This window comes from Planococcus rifietoensis (assembly GCF_001465795.2).
Taxonomy (GTDB): domain Bacteria; phylum Bacillota; class Bacilli; order Bacillales_A; family Planococcaceae; genus Planococcus; species Planococcus rifietoensis.
Genome location: NZ_CP013659.2, coordinates 2,742,216 through 2,761,526, shown reverse-complemented (window position 1 = coordinate 2,761,526; position 19,311 = coordinate 2,742,216). Strand labels below are relative to the sequence as shown.

At 50.5% G+C, this 19,311-nt stretch carries 15 protein-coding genes and 1 riboswitch; of the genes, 12 read left to right on the top strand and 3 right to left on the bottom strand.

Going from position 1 to position 19,311, the window contains the following annotated elements:
• Positions 1–71: 71 nt before the first annotated feature.
• Both AUC31_RS13630 and AUC31_RS13625 read left to right on the top strand, forming a co-directional pair.
• On the top strand, positions 72–1,073 hold the full coding sequence (locus tag AUC31_RS13630) for a cell wall-binding repeat-containing protein (protein ID WP_058382667.1): 1,002 nt from the start codon (positions 72–74) through the stop codon (positions 1,071–1,073).
• A gap of 132 nt (positions 1,074–1,205) precedes the next feature.
• Positions 1,206–2,042, top strand: coding sequence for an STAS domain-containing protein (locus tag AUC31_RS13625; protein WP_058382668.1), 837 nt, complete (start codon positions 1,206–1,208; stop codon positions 2,040–2,042).
• 45 nt (positions 2,043–2,087) lie between these two features.
• Here AUC31_RS13625 and dapA read toward each other — a convergent pair whose 3' ends face one another.
• A complete protein-coding gene (gene dapA / locus AUC31_RS13620; protein WP_058382669.1) occupies positions 2,088–2,978 on the bottom strand; it encodes a 4-hydroxy-tetrahydrodipicolinate synthase in 891 nt (296 codons plus the stop codon).
• A 126-nt stretch (positions 2,979–3,104) separates the two neighbouring features.
• Positions 3,105–3,283, bottom strand: a riboswitch (Lysine riboswitch).
• Positions 3,284–3,433: 150 nt separating this feature from the next.
• On the opposite strand from dapA, the gene AUC31_RS13615 reads away from it, so the two are divergent.
• From AUC31_RS13615 to AUC31_RS13575, 9 genes are all read left to right on the top strand, one after another.
• Entirely contained in the window at positions 3,434–4,030 is a 597-nt protein-coding gene (locus tag AUC31_RS13615; RefSeq protein ID WP_058382670.1) for a class I SAM-dependent methyltransferase, read from the top strand.
• A 59-nt stretch (positions 4,031–4,089) separates the two neighbouring features.
• A complete protein-coding gene (gene ypfJ, locus AUC31_RS13610; RefSeq protein WP_058382671.1) occupies positions 4,090–4,932 on the top strand; it encodes a KPN_02809 family neutral zinc metallopeptidase in 843 nt (280 codons plus the stop codon).
• Between the two features lie 130 nt (positions 4,933–5,062).
• Positions 5,063–6,229, top strand: coding sequence for a TraB/GumN family protein (locus AUC31_RS13605; RefSeq protein ID WP_058383770.1), 1,167 nt, complete (start codon positions 5,063–5,065; stop codon positions 6,227–6,229).
• A gap of 470 nt (positions 6,230–6,699) precedes the next feature.
• Complete coding sequence (locus AUC31_RS13600) at positions 6,700–6,945, top strand: hypothetical protein (protein WP_058382672.1); 246 nt, start codon at positions 6,700–6,702, stop codon at positions 6,943–6,945.
• A gap of 107 nt (positions 6,946–7,052) precedes the next feature.
• A complete protein-coding gene (locus tag AUC31_RS13595; RefSeq protein ID WP_058382673.1) occupies positions 7,053–10,160 on the top strand; it encodes an efflux RND transporter permease subunit in 3,108 nt (1,035 codons plus the stop codon).
• Positions 10,161–10,336: 176 nt separating this feature from the next.
• A complete protein-coding gene (locus AUC31_RS13590; protein WP_418054986.1) occupies positions 10,337–11,689 on the top strand; it encodes a DHA2 family efflux MFS transporter permease subunit in 1,353 nt (450 codons plus the stop codon).
• Positions 11,690–11,815: 126 nt separating this feature from the next.
• Entirely contained in the window at positions 11,816–13,027 is a 1,212-nt protein-coding gene (locus AUC31_RS13585; RefSeq protein WP_058382675.1) for a NupC/NupG family nucleoside CNT transporter, read from the top strand.
• A 264-nt stretch (positions 13,028–13,291) separates the two neighbouring features.
• Positions 13,292–14,590 (top strand): NCS2 family permease, encoded by a 1,299-nt coding sequence (locus AUC31_RS13580; RefSeq protein ID WP_058382676.1) that lies wholly within the window; start codon positions 13,292–13,294, stop codon positions 14,588–14,590.
• Positions 14,591–14,968: 378 nt separating this feature from the next.
• A complete protein-coding gene (locus AUC31_RS13575; RefSeq protein ID WP_058383771.1) occupies positions 14,969–15,154 on the top strand; it encodes a hypothetical protein in 186 nt (61 codons plus the stop codon).
• A gap of 49 nt (positions 15,155–15,203) precedes the next feature.
• Here the strand turns inward: AUC31_RS13575 and AUC31_RS13570 are convergent, their stop codons facing one another.
• A complete protein-coding gene (locus tag AUC31_RS13570) occupies positions 15,204–16,100 on the bottom strand; it encodes a MerR family transcriptional regulator (RefSeq protein ID WP_058382677.1) in 897 nt (298 codons plus the stop codon).
• 268 nt (positions 16,101–16,368) lie between these two features.
• Positions 16,369–17,574 carry an MFS transporter gene (locus tag AUC31_RS13565; RefSeq protein WP_058382678.1) on the bottom strand — a complete coding sequence of 402 codons (1,206 nt, stop codon included), beginning with the start codon at positions 17,572–17,574 and terminating at the stop codon, positions 16,369–16,371.
• Between the two features lie 223 nt (positions 17,575–17,797).
• Between AUC31_RS13565 and AUC31_RS13560 the strand changes: the two genes are divergently transcribed.
• On the top strand, positions 17,798–19,303 hold the full coding sequence (locus tag AUC31_RS13560) for a succinyl-CoA:acetate CoA-transferase ScpC (protein WP_058382679.1): 1,506 nt from the start codon (positions 17,798–17,800) through the stop codon (positions 19,301–19,303).
• Positions 19,304–19,311 lie beyond the last annotated feature (8 nt).

Here is a 19,311-nt window from a genome sequence, read left to right as displayed (position 1 = left end):
TGTAATGTTCATAAAATATCATATAATTGGAAAAGAAATGAATACATTACAGAATGGGGAAACGAATAACGATGACTTATAGCAAAGTTTTGACGACTGCAGCATTGACTGCAGCTTTGGCTCTTGGAGCAATTTTACCGACTGGTGCAGCATCTGCAGCTGAACTTACTGAAGACAATTCTTACCGTTTTGCTGGAAGCGATCGCTACCAGACGAGCTTGGAAGTCTCTCAGGACTGGCCTGATAACAGTGTTGAAACAGTCGTTGTAGCAACAGGCGGGGATTTCCCGGATGCATTGGCTGCAACACCATTGGCTGGCGCATATTACTCTCCTTTACTTTTGACGAAAAAAGATTCATTGCCTACAGGATTTGCTGCTGAGCTGAAGCGCCTTGGCGCAAAGAAAGTTATCTTGGTAGGTGGAACTGGCGCAATTTCTGAAAAAGTACAAAAAGAAATCTCAGCACTTAAGATCAATGTAGAGCGTATCAACGGAAAAACACGTTATGAGACTGCTGTTAATATCGCAGAAGAAGTGGGCATGGGGGATACTCTTTATGTAGCGACTGGCGCAAACTTTGCTGATTCATTGTCTGTTTCTCCAGCTGCAGGCTATTATGCAGATCCAATCCTTCTAGTACCAGCATCAGGCGCTGTACCAACAGTCGTTGCTGATTACATCAAAGCGAACCAGCCAGAATGGCCAATCATCGTTGGCGGTGAAGGTGCAGTTGGGCCGGCAGTTGAAGACTTGTTCGTAGACCCAATCCGTATCGCTGGAAAAACTCGTTATGAGACAAATAAAGAATTCAATGAATTCGCACTAGAGTTCGGATTCATCGAAAATCAAAGTGAAACCTTTATTGCTACAGGAGCAAACTATCCGGATGCATTGTCGGGGAGTGCTTTAGCAGCTTCATACGGTGGAGCATTAGTTTTGACTGCAAAAACGCCATCTGAAGCATCTAAACAACAAATCCAGAACTTCGAAACACCAGATTCCTTCTACACAATTCTCGGCGGCGAAGGAGCCGTTTCTTCTGAAACATTGAAACAATTATTTGCAAAATAATACCTGAAAATGCCTGCCAACCGGCAGGCATTTTTTTCTCAGTAAAAGCAAAAAGCTATTTCTTGTATAGAAGATTAGGTATAATGAATCCGTTGCAAGAAATAAAGCGAGCAGCAATTGACGGAGGTACCAATGGAAAAAGAAATGGTGTTATTCGGTAAACGAGTGGAAGAAGAAAAATATATGATTGCGGAATTGATTCAGGAAGAGCGGCATGCGGCTTTGCCGAAAGAACTGGTGGAAAGCAACCGGGAGTTTTCGGCACTGGTGTTGGAAGAGCGCGTTCGATTCATTGAATTGCTCGGCAAATCCTTGCAGAACAGCTGCCGCGAAGAAGAAATCATGGCGGATATGTCAAAGTGGGGAACCGCCACCGGGAACTTTTTCTTGGAGCACGGCATGACCTTGGATGTGGCGCTTGCTGAAACGGCATTGTACCGGAAGCACATTGCGACCTTGATTAAAAGTGAAGGCCGCCGTTTGGCTATTTCCCCGGAAATAACGTATGATGCGGCGGAATTATTGCATGCGCTTTTAGATCATGCGACGTATTCCTATACCCATGCGTATACGACTTCTTATCAACGCAATTTAGCGACAGCACGCCAGGAGTTTCTGGAATTGTCGGCACCTGTCGTCCCAATCAGCGATTCGGTCGCCATTTTGCCGCTCGTCGGCAGCATTGAAATCGACCGGGCGCGTTATATTTTGGAGCGCACGCTCTTGTCGGCAAGTGAATTGAAGATCAATACATTGATTGTCGATTTATCAGGAGTGATCCGGGTCGATACGATGGTGGCCGATCAAGTCATTAAGATCATCCAGTCGCTGGAGTTGATCGGTGTCAAAGCGGTGTTGACGGGGATCCGTCCGGAGACTGCGCAATCCTTGACCACACTCGGCGTGGATGTGCGGACATTGAACATTGGGGGCAGTTTGAAGCGCGCCCTGGAAAACGTCTATAATTGAAAAAGCTTCGCAGACCCTGAAACAACGGATCTGCGAAGCTTTTTTTTAATTGGTGACCGCGTCTTGTTTAGCGGACGGCAGGAATTGCTGCAAGGTAGCAGTTTCTTCTTCTGTTAATGCGAGCATCGGCAAGCGTACGCCGCCAACCGGGACGCCCAATAGGTTGAGCGCCGCTTTGACCGGGCTTGGGCTCGGTGCTGCGAACAACGCTTTCATCGTCGGCAGCAATTTGCGGTGAAGCGCGGCGGCTCCAGCTGTATCGCCTGTGCGGAATAATTTGATCATCTCCTGCATGTCATTGCCGATGATGTGCGAAGCCACTGAGACAATGCCCGTTCCGCCGATAGAAAGCATCGGCAAAGTCAGGCTGTCGTCGCCGCTATAGACGGCGAAGTCGCTGCTTGTGCGTTCAATGATTTCTGAAGCAGCATCCAAATCTCCGCTCGCTTCTTTCACGCAGGTGATATTGTCGATAAGCGACAAGCGGACGATGGTATCGACTGATAGATTGACGACGCTGCGGCCCGGAATATTATAGAGCATGACCGGAAGCGCCGTCGCGTTTGCGATCGCTTCAAAATGGCGGTACATGCCTTCCTGTGATGGTTTGTTATAGTAAGGGGTGACGAGCATGATGCCATCGACGCCCGCTTGCTCTGCTTGCTGGGTCAAAGCGACCGAAGCGCGCGTATTGTTCGAGCCGGTGCCCGCGATGATTTTTGCACGCCCGTCTGCGACAGTGACAACATGGACGAACAGTGCCACTTTTTCGTCTGTTGACAAAGTCGGCGATTCGCCGGTTGTCCCGGCGACGACGATGCCGTCCGAACCGTTATTGATTAGATATTCCACGAGATTTGTTGTTGCCTGAAAATCGATTTCACCGTCTGAGTCGAATGGCGTCGCCATCGCAGTGATCACTTGACCGAATTTCATAGAGAACACACCCTTTTCTAAGTTTTTTTCAAAAGTTAGAGGTGGGGGCCGGTCCGGAGTAAACAAAAAGGCAGCAACGGGGGCCCGTTGCTGCCGTTAGAAACAATGTTTACCAATCGTTCCTGTTCGTCAGATAGCCCTCCATATAGTTTCCTATATGACAGTCCGACACTTCTTCAGTGCAGAACCAGCGCACAGGAATATGAGCATCCTGCCGCTTCGGCAAATCCCCCTTTCGGCAATCTTCTTAAGAGCTCATACTCCTCGGATTGCGTACTGATGGTTTTTGCGCCTCTATCCTCGCTCCACTAAGGAAGCAAGAAATTATTGAATTAGCTGTAATATAACAGAAAGAAATGGGAATGGCAAGAGAAAAAGTATTTTTTATTTTGCAAAATGTGGGAATAGAAAGCTGCGGCTTGAACTGCTCTCAATAGATTAAAGGAGGCAAACAGATGGACGATCATCAAATGGATCGGCAATTGAATATCCACACGGGTGGGGAGCAGATGGGCTTTAACGCGTCGATGCATGAACATCGTTTCGAAGTGACGCCCTATGCGTGGCTGGATAGATTGTTCAAGGCACATCCGCTGAAGGGCAATGGCAGGCTGGTCGATTTCGGGAGCGGCAAAGGGCGTTTGAATTTCTTTGCACATCATTTGTTCGGGACGGCGTCTGCAGGAGTGGAAGTCGACCCTTCGCTTCACGAAGCCGCACTGCGGAATTTGCAGCGCTTTAAGGGAAAACCGGATATCGAGTTCATTAACGGCTATGCACAAGATTATGAGATCCATCCGGATGACCGCTGGTTTTATTTTTTCAATCCGTTTTCCGATCCGGTGTTCATGACGGTAGTAGATAAGATTTTGGCATCAGTAGCCGATCATCCCCGGGAAGTCGAAGTGATTTTATTTTATCCGGCAATCGAGTATACCGATTTCCTCGACCGGCGTACTGCTTTTGAATTGATCAGCGATATTGCGCTGCCAGTGGGGGCGGACGATCCACGCGAACGATTTTTGGTCTACCGCTTGCCAAGATGGGATTAAAGTTTCTAATGAAACGGGTATAGCTTTATTAAAATGGATGCGGAAAGAGGGTTTCGGTTATGAAATGGAAAGGGCGAGCGGGCAGCAGGAATGTAGAAGACAGGAGAGGGCGCAGTGTTGGCGGGCCAGTTCTTGCCGGCGGCGGGATTGGCGGCTTGCTGATTGTCCTGTTGATCACGTTTCTCGGGGGAGACCCGGGAGCGATACTCGGCGACAGCGGAGGAACTTCTACTTCGGAACCATATGTGGCAAGTGAGCGGGAAGAAGAACTGGCCGATTTCGTATCGGTCGTCCTCGCAGATACAGAAGAGGTGTGGGCGGAAGTGTTTGCTGAAGAAGGCATGGAATATGTCGAGCCGACTTTGGTGCTGTTTTCCGGAAGCGTCCAGTCAGCATGCGGCATGGCCGGTTCTGCAACGGGGCCGTTTTACTGCCCGGCGGATTCCAAGCTATACATCGATTTAAGCTTTTACGATGAACTCGAGCGTCAGTTCAACGCACCTGGTGATTTTGCAATGGCGTACGTCGTCGCGCATGAAGTCGGCCATCACGTGCAGAACCTGCTTGGCGTGCTTGGGGATGTCCAGCAGGCGCGAAATCAGCTGAGCGAGACCGAATACAATCAATTGCAAGTGCGCTTGGAATTACAGGCGGATTATTTGTCGGGCGTCTGGGCGCATCATGCTCAAGGCTTGGGCTATCTGGAAGAAGGGGATTTGGAAGAAGCCCTGACGGCTGCCAGTGCGGTCGGCGACGATACAATCCAGAAGCGAACGCGTGGCTACGCTGTACCAGAAAGCTTCACTCACGGCACTTCTGAACAGCGTAAGGAATGGTTCTATAAAGGCTTCCGTGCCGGTGATCTGAATGAGGGCAATACGTTTAACGCGCCAGAATTATAAGCTTTCGAAAAGATTGATATTTTGCGCTTGGTGATTCATTATAAAGAATAGACAGTCTTTTTCATCGGCAACCGTAAATGAAGAAGAAATCCTATTCTATGAAGGAAGTACACTCATGACACAAGAAATAATGACCGAAGACAATATCACCCGTCTCGAAGTGGACGGCAAACAATTGATTTTGATCGGCACCGCGCATGTGTCCAAACTGAGCGCAGAGCAGGTAAAGGAAGTCGTCGAACGCGAACGGCCGGATTCCGTGTGCATCGAACTCGACGCACAGCGCTATGAATCGGTCATGCAGGATAAGAAATGGAAAGAAACCGATATCTTTAAAATTATCAAGGACAAGAAGGCAAGCCTGTTATTGATGAACTTGGCCATTTCCTCATTCCAAAACCGTCTAGCTGACCAGTTCGGCATCAAGCCCGGTTCGGAAATGATCCAGGGCATCCGTTCGGCAGAAGAGACCGGAGCAGAGCTGGTCCTTGCCGACCGCAATATCCAAGTGACGTTTTCGCGCATTTGGGGCAATATCGGGCTGATGGGGAAAACCCAGCTGATTTCGTCTGTATTTTTCAGCATCTTCAGCAAGGAATCGATTTCCGAAGAGGAACTGGAGAAGATGAAGCAGCAAGATACATTGAACGCGGTGATGGACGATTTCACGAAAGCCTTCCCGCGCATCAAAAAGCCGCTTATCGATGAACGCGACCAGTATTTGGCGCAAAAAATCAAAGAAGCGCCTGGGAAAAAGGTCGTCGCAGTTCTCGGTGCCGCCCATATTCCCGGCATCACGCGTGAAATCCATCAAGAGCAGGATTTGAAGGCGCTCAACGAAGTGCCAAAAAAATCGAAATGGCCGAAGATTATCGGTTGGGCCATTCCGCTGCTCATCTTGTCGATAATTGCGTATACATTTTATGCAAACCCGGCCGCTGGATTTGACCAGGCGGTTAGCTGGATTCTTTGGAACGGCACGCTTGCCGCGATTGGTGCGGCGGTCGCTTTCGGCCACCCGCTTGCGATCCTCACCGCCTTTGTTGCCGCGCCGATTTCATCGCTCAATCCGCTCGTTGCGGCGGGCTGGTTTTCAGGGCTCACGCAAGCTTTTGTCCGCCGGCCGAATGTTGGGGATTTCGATACCTTGTCGAAAGACGTGTTCACCGTCAAAGGCTTTTGGGACAATAAAGTGACACGTGTATTGCTGGTGATCGTATTGACCAATCTCGGCAGTTCGCTCGGCACATTCATCGGCGGCGCGGACGTGTTGCGCTTGTTTTTCGAAAACTTATAATTAGATGTGGAGAAACCACTGAAAACGTGTTTCCGAAGCTTACCGCTCGCTTTCCGTGGGCTCGCGCCCAAGCCTCCTCAGTCGCTGTGAAACCCTTGTGCTCCCACATCTGCGTGGCAGATGCGTCGCAAATGAATGAGCTCAGTTTAGCTTCGCTCATTCATTCCTTGCGGGGTCTCGGTCGTCTCGCTAATCCACAGGAAAGATAAAGTCGACCTACAGGAGACTTTATCTTTGCGAAAGTAATGCGCAGCATTATTGAGCAGAAGGTTTTACGAGCGGACGCTTCTCCAAACACTTCGAGACTCCACTTATTCTTCTAATAAAAAAGCTTCCCCAAAAATTTAGGGGGAAGCTTTTTTCATTTCTAGATACCCGCATAAAAATGTATAAAAAGTACTCTTAATGAATGATTTTTATCAGAAAAAGGAGTATAACTAAAGTATAAAACCGAACGGAGGCGCATGGAGATGGATTTCCTGTTGATGGGGATCTTATTGTGGTCGCTGGTGATTGCTGCACTGCTGCTCGGATTGTACGGAGTTTGGAAAAGATCGTGGAAAGCGTTGTTTTGGGGAGGGCTTGCATCACTTTTGCCGATGGGCCTCATCTTTATGGGAGATGACAGCTGGGTGTTCAAATTGAGCATCTTGCCGCCGCTTTTGATGTTCATCGGAGCGTATTTCCTGAAACAGCGGCGTCCTGCAAAAGTTTAACCTGGAACCGGCCGAAATTTTTCGGCCGGTTTTTGAGTGTTTAAAGTGGTGCTTTCTGATTAGTAGTTATACAATAGTTATACAACAATCGGAGGGAGATAATCCTTATGCAGTACATACTCGAACGCAGTAAATTATTCATCTTTTTGATTTTGATCCTCATGTTGGTAGGGGTTTACACTTTCCTGACGCTGCCGCAGCGTGAAATTCCTGAAACGCCTCCAGGGCTCGTACTGGTTTCGACGATCTTGCCTGGCGCAGAGCCGGAAGAAGTGGAAACGAGCATCACGAACCCGATTGAAAGACAGCTGCAAAGCATTGATGGCATCGCGTCGATGAATTCCATTTCAGCGAATTCGGCTTCCATCATTACACTCGAAATCGAAGACGGCGTTGAACCTGAGGGCTTGATCAATACGATCCAGCAGCAAACACAGCGCGCCGCCGGCAGTTTCCCGGACCAAGCCCAGGACACCAGCGTTGAAAAGCTGGATCTGACTTTCCCGCTGGTTTCCTATATGTTCTACGGAGACCAAGCGGAACTTGCGGAACTCGAAGAGCCGCTTGCGGACTTGTCGGATGAAGTCGAAGCGGTATCCGGTGTTGCCGGTACACAAATTAAAGGATTGAACGGCGAGCAGGTCGTCATCGAACTCGATGGAGATGCGCTCGCAGAAAATCAATTGCAGCCATTCGAAGTGCTTGAAAGCTTGCAGCAAGCGAATCAGCCGCTGTCTCTTGGCACCCATAGCGACGGCGAGCAGCAATTCGTCTTGACCGTGCAGAAAAGCCAAGGCATCGAAAAACTGCGTGAACTGCAAGTCGGCCAAGCAGCGGTTCCGCTTGCTGATGTAGCAACGGTCGAATTGGCCGAAGTTCCGGCGGAAGACATCGTCACGTTCGAAGGCGAGCCGGCGATTTCCTATACCGTCTTTTTACAGACCGGCCAGGATGTGCCGTCTGTCGATGACCGCGTCAGCGAAGTGATCGAAGCCTTCAATGAAGACTTGCCTGCGGGCATTTCAGCTGAACGCTATGTGTCACAGGCTGAAAACGTCAATGAGATTTTCAGTTCGCTTTATATTTCACTGTTGATCGCGGTGCTCGCTGTATTGGTCGTCACCACTGCAGGGTTGACGCTGTACGGAGCGTTTGCCGTAGCGTTGACGGTGCTTGCTTCGGTGTTGATTGGGCTCATCCCGATCCCGTCGCTCGGCGTCGATTTGAACCAGATTTCCGTCATCGGCTTGATTATTGCGATCGGGATATTGGTCGACGACAGCATCGTTGTCAACGATAATATCCAGCGCCGTTATAAGCTTGGCGACAATGCAATGGCAGGCGCCATCAACGGCGTTCGGGAAGTCTATCCGTCAATTGTGTCGTCCAGTTTGGCGATTGTCGTTACGTTCTCTCCGCTCTTGTTATTATCGGGCGGAAACGGCGCGTTCATCAAAGCGCTGCCGAGTATTTTGATTACCACCATTTTGGCTTCGACGGTACTGTCGATTACACTCGTGCCGATGATGCAGTATTTGCGCACGAAACGTAAAAAACGCAAAATTTCCGATACGCCGGGATTCCTTGGCAAACCGCTTGAAAAGTTAGCACAAGTATATTCCGGAAAAGTGCTGAAAGGCGTCATGAAACGCCCTTGGCTCACAGGAATCGGCGGACTGGTGATTGCGACTGCCCTGCTGTCGCTCGCTTTGTTCACGCCGTTTGAATTCTTCCCTGAAGCGGACCGCGAAGAAGTAACGATGAACGTGCGTCTTGCGGAAGGCACTACCATTGAAGAAACCGATGCGTTCATCCGTGAAGTGACGCAGGAAGTGGCTCAGGAAGACGGCGATGTCAACGAAACGGCCGTCTTTACTGGTGAAGGCCTGCCGAACCTGTTTGCTTCATCCATGGACAATACAGGTGCCAATACGGGCCAAGTGGCATTCCGTATCGACCGGGAAGCGACTTCCGCTTCCGCATTTATCGATAAATGGGAACCGGAACTTCGCGAACGCTACCCGGATGCAGAGATCTTCCTCGATACGATTGTCCAAGGGCCGCCAGTCGGCGCACCGGTGACCGTGACGGCGACAGGTGCAGATATCAATGAACTCGCTGCACTCCGTGACACGCTCGAAGAAGAAATGCTCGCAAACGGTGCGACCGTCGTGACCGATAATCTCGGAGCTGCTGTACCGGCGATTGAATATGTGCCGGAGCAGGAGACGCTTGAAGACAATGGCATTGCCTTGTCGACGGTCACCAATCAATTGCAGCTTCTGACGCAAGGCGTCCCGCTTTACACGTTGTATGAAGGGCAGACGCCTTATGAAGTCGTCTTGAAGCAAGCAGGCATTTCAGAAGGCGAACCGATCGACCTCGCTGACTTCAGTTTGCCGGCATCGAGTTCTGCTGTGAGCGGCGATGAAGCCGGCGGCGAAGCGGGACCTCCCGCTGCTGCGCAGCCAGGGCCGCCTGAATTGATCGGCCTGGACGAGCTGTTGACAGCACAGGAAACAACGGCGCTTGCGCAAGTGCCGCATAAATCAGGAGACCGTGCCATCACGCTCCGTGCGTTCGGTGAAGCGGATGATTTCGAAGCCCAGATGCTCGACGTCGTCGATAATGCACGCGCGGACTTGCCGGCCGGCTACGAACTGTCGACTGGCGGCGAGAACTCCGACCAGGAAGCATTCTTCGCTGAAATCGGCATTTTGTTCCTAGTCGTGCTATTGCTGGTTTACCTAGTCATTGCATTCCAGTTCAAGTCGTTCGGCTTGCCGTTCCTTGTATTGATCGCCGTCTATCTCGGCATCTCGGGCGCAATTCTCGGCTTGTTCTTAACGCAGACGCCGCTCAGCTTCCTTGGCGTCATGGGAATCGTCTCCTTGACGGGGATTGTCGTCCGGAACGCGGTCGTGCTCATCGACTTTGTCGAAGCACGCCGCCTGACGGGAGATTTCAACATCGAAGAAGCGATCATCGAATCCGGATACGCGCGCATCAAGCCGATCGTGCTGACCTCCCTGACATCGATTGTGGCCTTGCTGCCGGTCGCGTTTTCCGGCGATCCTTTGTTTGAACCACTGGCCGTGACCATCATTGCGGGGCTTACGTTCTCCGGGTTGTTCACATTGGTCATGATCCCAGCGCTCTATCTTCTATTCCATCGCATCGTCATTTCGCGCAAGGAGAAGAAACAAGCTGCCTGATGGAAAGCTGCAGAGTCCTCGGACTTTGCGGCTTTTTGTTTTTTTTACAGGGCAGAGTAAAGCTTGCTTGATGGGGTAAGCAGGAGAGAAAGGGCAATTTTTGAGAAAAGGGGGCGATGCGCTTGGGAACATTGGAATTAGAAGCGCGGCATAGAAAGCCGTTGCTCGCGGTATTGATGGCTGGCGTGTTTGTGGCGATACTCAATCAGACGCTGCTCGCCACCGCTTTGCCTCATATTATGGAAGATTTGGACATCACTGCCAATACGGCACAATGGCTGACAACGGTATTCATGCTCGTCAATGGCGTCATGATTCCAATCACGGCTTTTTTAATCAATAAATACACAACACGCCATTTGTTTTTTGTCGCAATGGGCTTATTCGCCACCGGCACGATCATCTGTGCGCTCGCACCCGGCTTTGCAACTTTGATGGTCGGGCGCATAGTACAGGCATCGGGTGCAGGCATCATGATGCCGCTTGCGCAAACGGTGTTGTTCGTCATCTTCCCGATTGAAAAGCGAGGGCAGGCGATGGGCATGTTTGGCTTGATCATTTCCTTCGCACCGGCAATCGGGCCGACCTTATCGGGGTATTTGGTCGGTCAGTATCCGTGGCGATCTTTGTTCTATATCGTCATTCCGATCGCGCTCATCGATTTGGCGCTGGCGTATTTCTTCTTGCGCAATGTGACGGAACGGACTTTCCCGAAAATCGATATTTTGTCGATCATGTTGTCGACCTTAGGATTCGGCGGCTTATTGTACGGCTTTTCGAGTGCCGGGGCAGCCGGCTGGGGCAGCGTATCAGTCATCGCCTCGATTGGTGTCGGGGCTGTCGCTTTATGGTTTTTCATCCGCCGGCAAGGCAGGCTCAAGCAGCCGATTTTGGAATTCCGCGTCTTTAAATACGGCTTGTTCACCTTGTCAACGATTCTCAGCATTATCGTTTTCGTCACGATGATTGGCAGTGCCACGATCTTGCCAATCTACATGCAGGACATGCACGGATTTACCGCTCTGGAATCGGGGCTCATGCTGCTGCCTGGCGCGATCATTATGGGGCTTATGAACCCGATTGCGGGCCGTATTTTCGACAAAGTCGGCGGCAAATGGCTGGCGGTTGCCGGGCTGTCGATCGTTACCGGTTCAACCTTCCAGTTTACGATGTTGACGGCCGAGACGGCTTTTGTCTATTTGACCGTCATGCACGCCATCCGCATGTTTGGCGTCGCACTTGTGATGATGCCTGTCACGACAGCCGGGCTCAACCAATTGCCTGATGACCTCATTCCACACGGCACCGCCATGAGCAATACGATGCGCCAAGTGTCAGGCTCAATCGGCACGGCGCTGCTGGTGACGATCATGACCAGCGCAGCGCTCGACCCGGACCGCTACGGGGTGGAAGGGTTGATTCGCGGGGTTAATATTTCGTTTATGGTAACAGGTGCATTGAGTGCCATTGGTATCGTATTGGCGTTCTTTATGAAAAATCCAAAGGCCCAGGAGCAAAGCGAGGGATGAGTGGAAGATGTCACAATATGTGCATTTACTTATCCTTTTAGATTTGGTAAGATGTCTGACGACAGACAATGAATGATAAAAACTTGTTCAATTTTCTGATAAAACTACTTTTAATGAGGTGAAGTTGTGAATTTATTGTGGGGCATCTTCGGTATCATCGTCGTTCTTGGAATCGCTTTCTTGTTCTCTGATGGGAAAAAATCCATCAAGCCGCGGACGATTCTCGGCGGATTGGCCATACAGATTACGTTTGCGTTCATGGTGCTGGAATGGGAACTTGGCAGACAGGCTTTGCTCGGTTTGTCGCGAGGCGTACAAAACATCATCAACTATGCTGGTGAAGGGATCGCGTTTGTTTTCGGTCCTGCAGCGGATACAGAAGGATTCGGTTTCGTCTTCGCTTTCCAAGTGTTGACGATCATCATTTTCTTCTCATCTTTAATTTCTGTACTTTATTATTTGGGCATCATGCAATTCATTATCCGCATACTCGGCGGAGCGCTCGCGAAATTGCTCGGCACGAGTAAAGCGGAATCGATTTCGGCATCGGCCAATATCTTCGTCGGCCAGACGGAAGCGCCGCTTGTCGTCCGCCCGTTCCTTCCGAACATGACCAAGTCCGAATTGTTCGCGGTCATGACCGGGGGCCTTGCATCGGTTGCAGGTTCTACACTTGCCGGCTATGCGCTCCTCGGTGTTCCACTTGAATACTTGCTTGCTGCCAGCTTCATGGCGGCGCCTGCCGGCTTGATCATGGCGAAAATCATGATTCCGGAACAGGAAGAAATCGAAGAAAAAGAGTTTGTCATGGAAAAAGACGATCGTTCCGTCAACGTCGTCGATGCAGCTGCACGCGGGGCTTCTGACGGCCTTCAGCTGGCATTGAACGTCGGGGCGATGCTTCTTGCGTTTATCGCGCTGATCGCATTGGCAAACGGTGTCCTTGGCGGCATCGGCGGCTGGTTCGGCGCTGAAAATATCACCATCCAAGGCATTCTAGGCTACATCTTCGCACCGCTTGCGTTCGCAATCGGTGTGCCATGGGCAGAAGCCGTACAAGCCGGAAGCTATATTGGGCAGAAGCTCGTCTTGAACGAGTTTGTCGCTTACACGGCATTCGCTCCAGAAATTGCGAACCTGTCTCCTAAAACAGTTATCATTGTCAGCTTCGCGCTTTGCGGATTCGCTAACTTCAGCTCACTCGCCATCCTTCTTGGCGGCCTCGGTGCGATGGCGCCAAGCCGCCGCCCGGATATCGCGCGTCTTGGCATGCGTGCCATTGCAGCGGGTATGCTTGCGTCGCTTTTGAGTGCGGCAATCGCTGGGATGTTCGTTTAAGCAATAGTTCCAAGTTCGAATCAAAAACCGCCCGTTCCCTTGTTCATCCAATGTGATGAGCAGGGAACAGGCGGTTTTTTTCTTCAATGAAAGGTTTAGGCGATTTGTTGAAATTGGGAGATAAATGACTGCATAACCATCCATTTCCTTTCAAGAGAAATGCCTTGACAGCGGCTTTTTTTAAGATTACACTTCTATCTTGGCTCACCTGATTTTTAGGCAGAGCGGGTAGGGAGAGGGCTAATTTCATAGAAGGTATGTCTTATGGCAAATTGGATGGACCGGTTTTTCGGTCTTAACGAAAACGGGACGACCATCAAGCGGGAAATGACAGCCGGCTTGATCGGATTTTTCACCGTTGTGTACATCATCGCCGTCAACTCACTGATTTTATCGGAGTCCGGCATGCCAATCGAGTACGCCATCATCGGCACCATTGCCGCTTCCGTCATCGGGGCGTTGTTGATGGGCTTTTGGGGCAATGCGCCTATTTTGCTCATTCCGGGCATGGGGATCAACGCATTGTTCTCTTATACGCTCGTCCAGTCGATGGGGCTGAGCTGGCAGGAAGCGCTTGCGGTCGTCTTCGTCTCGGGTGTCATTTTCGTCTTTGTCGCGTTTACGCGCTTTTCGAAAATGCTCAGCGAGGCCGTGCCGAATTCGCTGAAAGAAGCGATCACGGTCGGGCTTGGGCTATTTCTGATGTTGTTAGGCCTTGAGAAAGGCGGCATTGTCGGGCCAGGCGACGGGGCGATTCTTTCGCTCGGTTCGCTGTCAGATCCGCTCGTACTGTCGACAGTCGTGACGTTTTTGCTCGCGATCATTTTATTCATCCGCAATGTGCCGGGGAATTTTCTGATCACCATTGTACTGGGAACGGTCATTGCGTATTTCTTCGGCATGATCGATCTCGGCCAATTGAGCGAACCAGGCGTCAATACGGCAGAAGCATTCGCGGTGTTTGGTGCGATGTCGTTCGGCAATTTTTTGTCGACGACGTTCTGGGTTGCGGTATTTTCCTTGACGATGGTGTTGGTGTTTGAAAACATCGGCCTCGTCCACGGACAGGTGAATTTCATCAATCGTCCGGAAAAGTATTCGCGTGCATTCCAGGCGACCTCGGTCTCGACGATGGCTTCAGGATTTCTCGGCACGAGCCCGACGGTGGCCAGTGTAGAAAGTGCGGCAGCGATGGCTGCTGGCGGACGCACCGGTTTGACTTCACTGACGGCAGGTTTTTTGTTTATGGGTGCAGCGTTTTTCATTCCACTGATTAAGATCATTCCCGACAGCGCGATTGCGCCGATTTTAATCATCATCGGCGGGTTGATGCTTCAGAATATCAAGAATCTCGACATGAAGGACATGAGCGAGACTTTCCCGGCATTGTTGATCATCGCGCTGATTCCGTTTACGTACAGTATTGCGGATGGCATTGCGATCGGGTTTATCCTGTATCCGGTGCTGAAAGTGGCGATCGGCAAATGGCGTGAAGTTTCCCCGGCTCTTTATGTGATTGCTTGTCTGTTTTTCGTCAATTACGTGTTCCACGTGGTCGGTTGAAAAAAGCTGATGTTTTTTAAACACTTAGAATAAGTCGCTAAAATTAGAAAGCAACTGATTTTACGCAACAAATAGTCTATAAACTTTCTAAGTGTTTGGAGAAGCGTCCGCCCGACTCCGGTGGATCAGCGAGACGACCGAGACCCCGCAGGGAATGAATGAGCGAGGCAACGCCGAGTTCATTCATTTGCGATGCTTGAGCGCAGCGAAAGTAGCGCAAACCGAGGAGGCTTGGGCGCGAGCCCACGGAAAGCGGGCGGTTTAAGCTTCGGAAAACACGATTCAAGAATCCAGACATGTGAAAAAGCGCATCCGTTTGATGGATGCGCTTTTTCTTTGCTTTGCCGTGTTATAATAAAAGAAAAGGAGCGGATCACGATGCGCTATTTTAAATCGAATATGGAGAAACTGGTCAACCAAGAGCCGGAACTAAAAAAACGGCTGAAGGTATTGATGAAGGAAATGGAGCTTGAGAAAAGCTTTGCGTTAAAGGCGCTTTACCATTCGGAAGTAGCGGACAGCGGGCCGTACATGAAACAATACCAGGAACTCGATAATCAATAAAAAAAGCCATGCGCGAAGGATTCCTTCACGCATGGCTTTTCTTGTGAAATTATGAGATCTGGGCTGTCTTGAATTCGTCGAGCCATTGCTGCCAGGATTCAAGTGTGGTGCCGATGCAATAACGGTTGATTTTTTCGTCATCGCAATCGATGCCTTGGCCCCCGAGCAGAAAGTGAAGGCCAGGGATGGTGTCAGAAAGTTCTTTAATGTATTGTTCGGCAACTGGGCGGCTTTTTGGCGTCATAACAGACATGCACACCAGTTTAAAGTCTTGTTTGGCCACCATTTCTGCAAGTCCCTCAAGCGGTGTATCCGGTCCCGTATAGACGACGTGGAAGCCGTTTTCACGCAAGAACAGCGAGAACAATAACAAGCCGAGCTGATGATGCTCGCCGCTCGGGCTAAGCGCCAGTACTTTCGGCAAATGGGGCGCTACCGGGAAGACACGGAAAAACTGGTTGAAACGCTGCTGGATGATATTGGTGATCATGTGTTCGTGTGCGACGCTGATCTGGCCATTTTCCCATTCCGCACCGATCCTCACCATGAGCGGCGCGATGATATGGAAGAAGACGGTCTGATGGTGGAATAGCGAGAACTTCAAATCGAGTAAATAATTAAAACGGTCAATGTCTATTTCTACAGCGGCCTGGTACAGCTCTTCAATTTGCTTGGCATACTCAATAGGTTCCTGTGAATCGGTGACTTCTGGATGATAGAATTGTTTCCTTGAACTGTGCAGTTTTTTCACAGCTTCACTGATTTTCATGCCGTTTTCCTGAACTTGGATTTTCAGCCATTTCAAATCCTCTAAGTTTTGATCGGAATACAGGCGATGACCCGATTCTGTGCGCGCAGGCGTGATGGCATTATAGCGCGTCTCCCAGGAACGGATGGTCACTTTGGGCATGTCGAGTATTTTGGCTGCAGCTTTGATATTGTACATAGCATGACCTTCATTCCGTAGTTTTTTGTTATACAAATATTATACAACCAACTATGCCTAGCGTAAAGCTATTGGCTTTTTCAATTAGCAGAAAAAGGCAAGAAAAAACAAATCCATAGATAAAACACACTGACCCGTAGTGTAAGGTCTTACAGTAAATCCTTTAAATGGAAAAAAGACAGGGCAGTTTATCGGTTGCTCTGTCTTTTTTCGAATATAAAAGTGATACAAACTTAACTAGCGGCAAGCATTCGATTGAAGTTCCGCGTCATTGTTCGACGGCGCGTGCCTGCTTAGCGGATCTTGAACGCTGCCAGCCTGCTGTGATGACGAGTGTTGCCAATAGCAGCAAGAGGCCGAGAATGAACGGGAAAATGATATTGATGTCGAACAGAATGCCGGCGAGAAGCGGGCCCATAACGTTGCCGATGCTCATATAGGCATTGTTCATGCCCATCGCGAAGCCGACTTCGCCTTCTGCGAGTTTTGAGATCAATGTATTCAATACCGGGCGCAAAATCGAAGTCGCGAGGAAGATAATCAGCGATACCCCGAAGAACATGACATAACTGCTTGCAAATAGCGATGCGAGAAAGCCGCCAGCTGCGACGCCAAGGAAAGCGATTAAGACGCCGATTTCCCCGAAGCGCGAGACGATGCGGTCAACGACGAACAATTGCACGATGACGCTGACCGTACCGGTAGCGGTAATCATGAACGCAATATCTTTCGCAGTGGAATTGAATTGATTGTCGAGATAAAGCCCGAGAACGGATTCATAGGCAAGCAAGCCGAAACTCATGACCAGCGTGATGACCAGCGGCAAAAAGTAAGGAACCGAAGTCGAACGGGCAATTTTTTTGAACATCGATTCGGATTGCGTCATCGTCAAAGCGAGATCTGGATCCGCTTTTTCGGCGTCGCTGTCTTTCAGGACAAAAACGGAAAACAGCACCGCTGCGAGCGACACGAGCGCTGACACGAGAAACGGCAGCTTTAAGCTGTAATCGGCAAGGAAGCCGCCGATTCCCGGCCCGATCACGATGCCGAGTGACATCGCCGCAGATACCAGGCTTGTGCCTTTTGCACGCTGGTCGAAAGTCGTGATGTCAGCGATGTATGCAAAAATGGCCGGTACCAGCATGGCCGCGCCGATTCCCCCGATGACGCGGGAGAAATACAGCACCCAAATAAAATCGGAAGCATAGAAAATGAACATCGATAAAGTGAGCCCCGCAAGGCCCCAGATGATCATGATGCGGCGCCCGTATTGATCGGCCCATTTGCCGGCGATCGGCGAGAAGAGGAACTGGGCAGCGGCGAAGATGGCGATCATCAAGCCGGCTGCCATGCCGCCTTGATTGATGGAAACGAGATATGACGGCAAAATCGGGATGATGATGCCGAAACTGGCGATGGCGATGAACATATTGATCATCAAAATCAGGATCTTTTTGCGTTGGTCTTTGGACATTGGGGTGCCTTCTTTCTTATATATATGTACACATGACGGTTATATTGACTTCCCCATATTATGGATACTTCCAAAGCTTGTCAATCACTTTGCAATCGCCATGCGCATTTTCTTTTCCACGGGGCTGAAAGCTTTTTTTGTCGGCTGAAAATCGAAACGGGTTGAAGGGTGTCTTCAAGGGTATAAAGTAATATCCAAGACCGACAAGGGGGAGGGGATAGCGATGGATCAACGACTCGAACGAATCAAGTTAACAGCTCTGCAAGAACGGATAGTTAGTGCTGAACAGGCAGCCTCCTGGATAAAGGATGGCATGGCGGTCGGGCTCAGCGGATTCACGCGCGCAGGCGATGCCAAGGCCGTGCCAAATGCCTTGGTAAAGCGCGCGCATGAAGAGCCGTTTCAAATCGATGTCTATACCGGCGCATCGCTCGGTTCCGGAATCGATGGCCGCTTCGCACAGGCGGGCATCGTCCGAAAACGTGCGCCGTATCAATCTGATTCTTTGATGCGTTCTGCAATCAATTCGGGAAAGGTTCAGTTTGTCGATCATCATTTATCTCAAACAGCGGAATGGGTCAGGGGGGGAGTTGCGGGCCCGCTTGATTTTGCCATCATCGAAGCGCTTGGCATCACGCAGGACGGCTTGTTGATTCCGACTACTTCCGTCGGCAACTCGATGGTATTCGCCCACCATGCGAAGCAGATCATTATCGAGATCAATACCGCACAACTGCTGGAATTGGAAGGGCTCCACGATTGCTACGAACCGCAAGCGGTCGGATCGAGACAACCGATTCCGCTCGTCTCGCCGCGGGACCGCATCGGCACAAAAGGCATTTCGGTCGATACTTCGAAAGTCAAAGGCATCGTCTGGAACGATCAAGCGGATTCGCCCTCACCGATCGAGCCGCCGGATGCGGAAACGGATATCATGGCAGGCCACTTGCTTGCATTTTTGCGCGGCGAAGTTCAAGCTGGCCGCCTGAACCAAAACCTGCCACCGCTTCAATCAGGTGTCGGGTCCGTTGCGAACGCAGTGTTGCATGGCCTCCTCGATTCGGAATTCGAAGGGCTGGAACTGTATTCTGAAGTGCTGCAAGATGCGGTGTTCGATTTGCTCGATTCCGGCAAAGCGTTATTCGCTTCCGGGTCGGCAATCACTTTATCGCAGCCTTATATGGAAAGAATTTATCAAAACTTCGGCCGCTACCGGGATCGACTGGTGCTGAGGCCGCAGGAAATCTCCAATCACCCAGAAATCATTCGGCGTCTGGGGCTCGTTTCGATCAACACCGCCTTGGAATTCGATTTATACGGCAATGTCAACTCGACCCATGTCTCAGGAACCAAAATGATGAACGGCATCGGCGGTTCGGGGGATTTCGGCCGCAACGCGCAGCTCGCCATTTTCGTCACCAAATCCACCGCCAAGAATGGGCGGATTTCCTGTATCGTGCCGTTCGCTTCACATATCGACCATACGGAACATGATGTAGACGTATTGGTTACGGAACACGGCTTTGCCGATATCCGCAATCTGGCGCCCCGTGAACGGGCGGAGCGGATCCTCGCGAATTGCGTCCACCCGGAGTATCGCCCGCAACTGCAGGATTATTTCAATAGGGCAATTGCTCAAGGCGGGCATACGCCGCATGTCCTCGATGAAGCTTTATCGTGGCACGCAAAATACATGCGCGACGGAACGATGTTAAAGAAATCGCCATAATTGGGAGG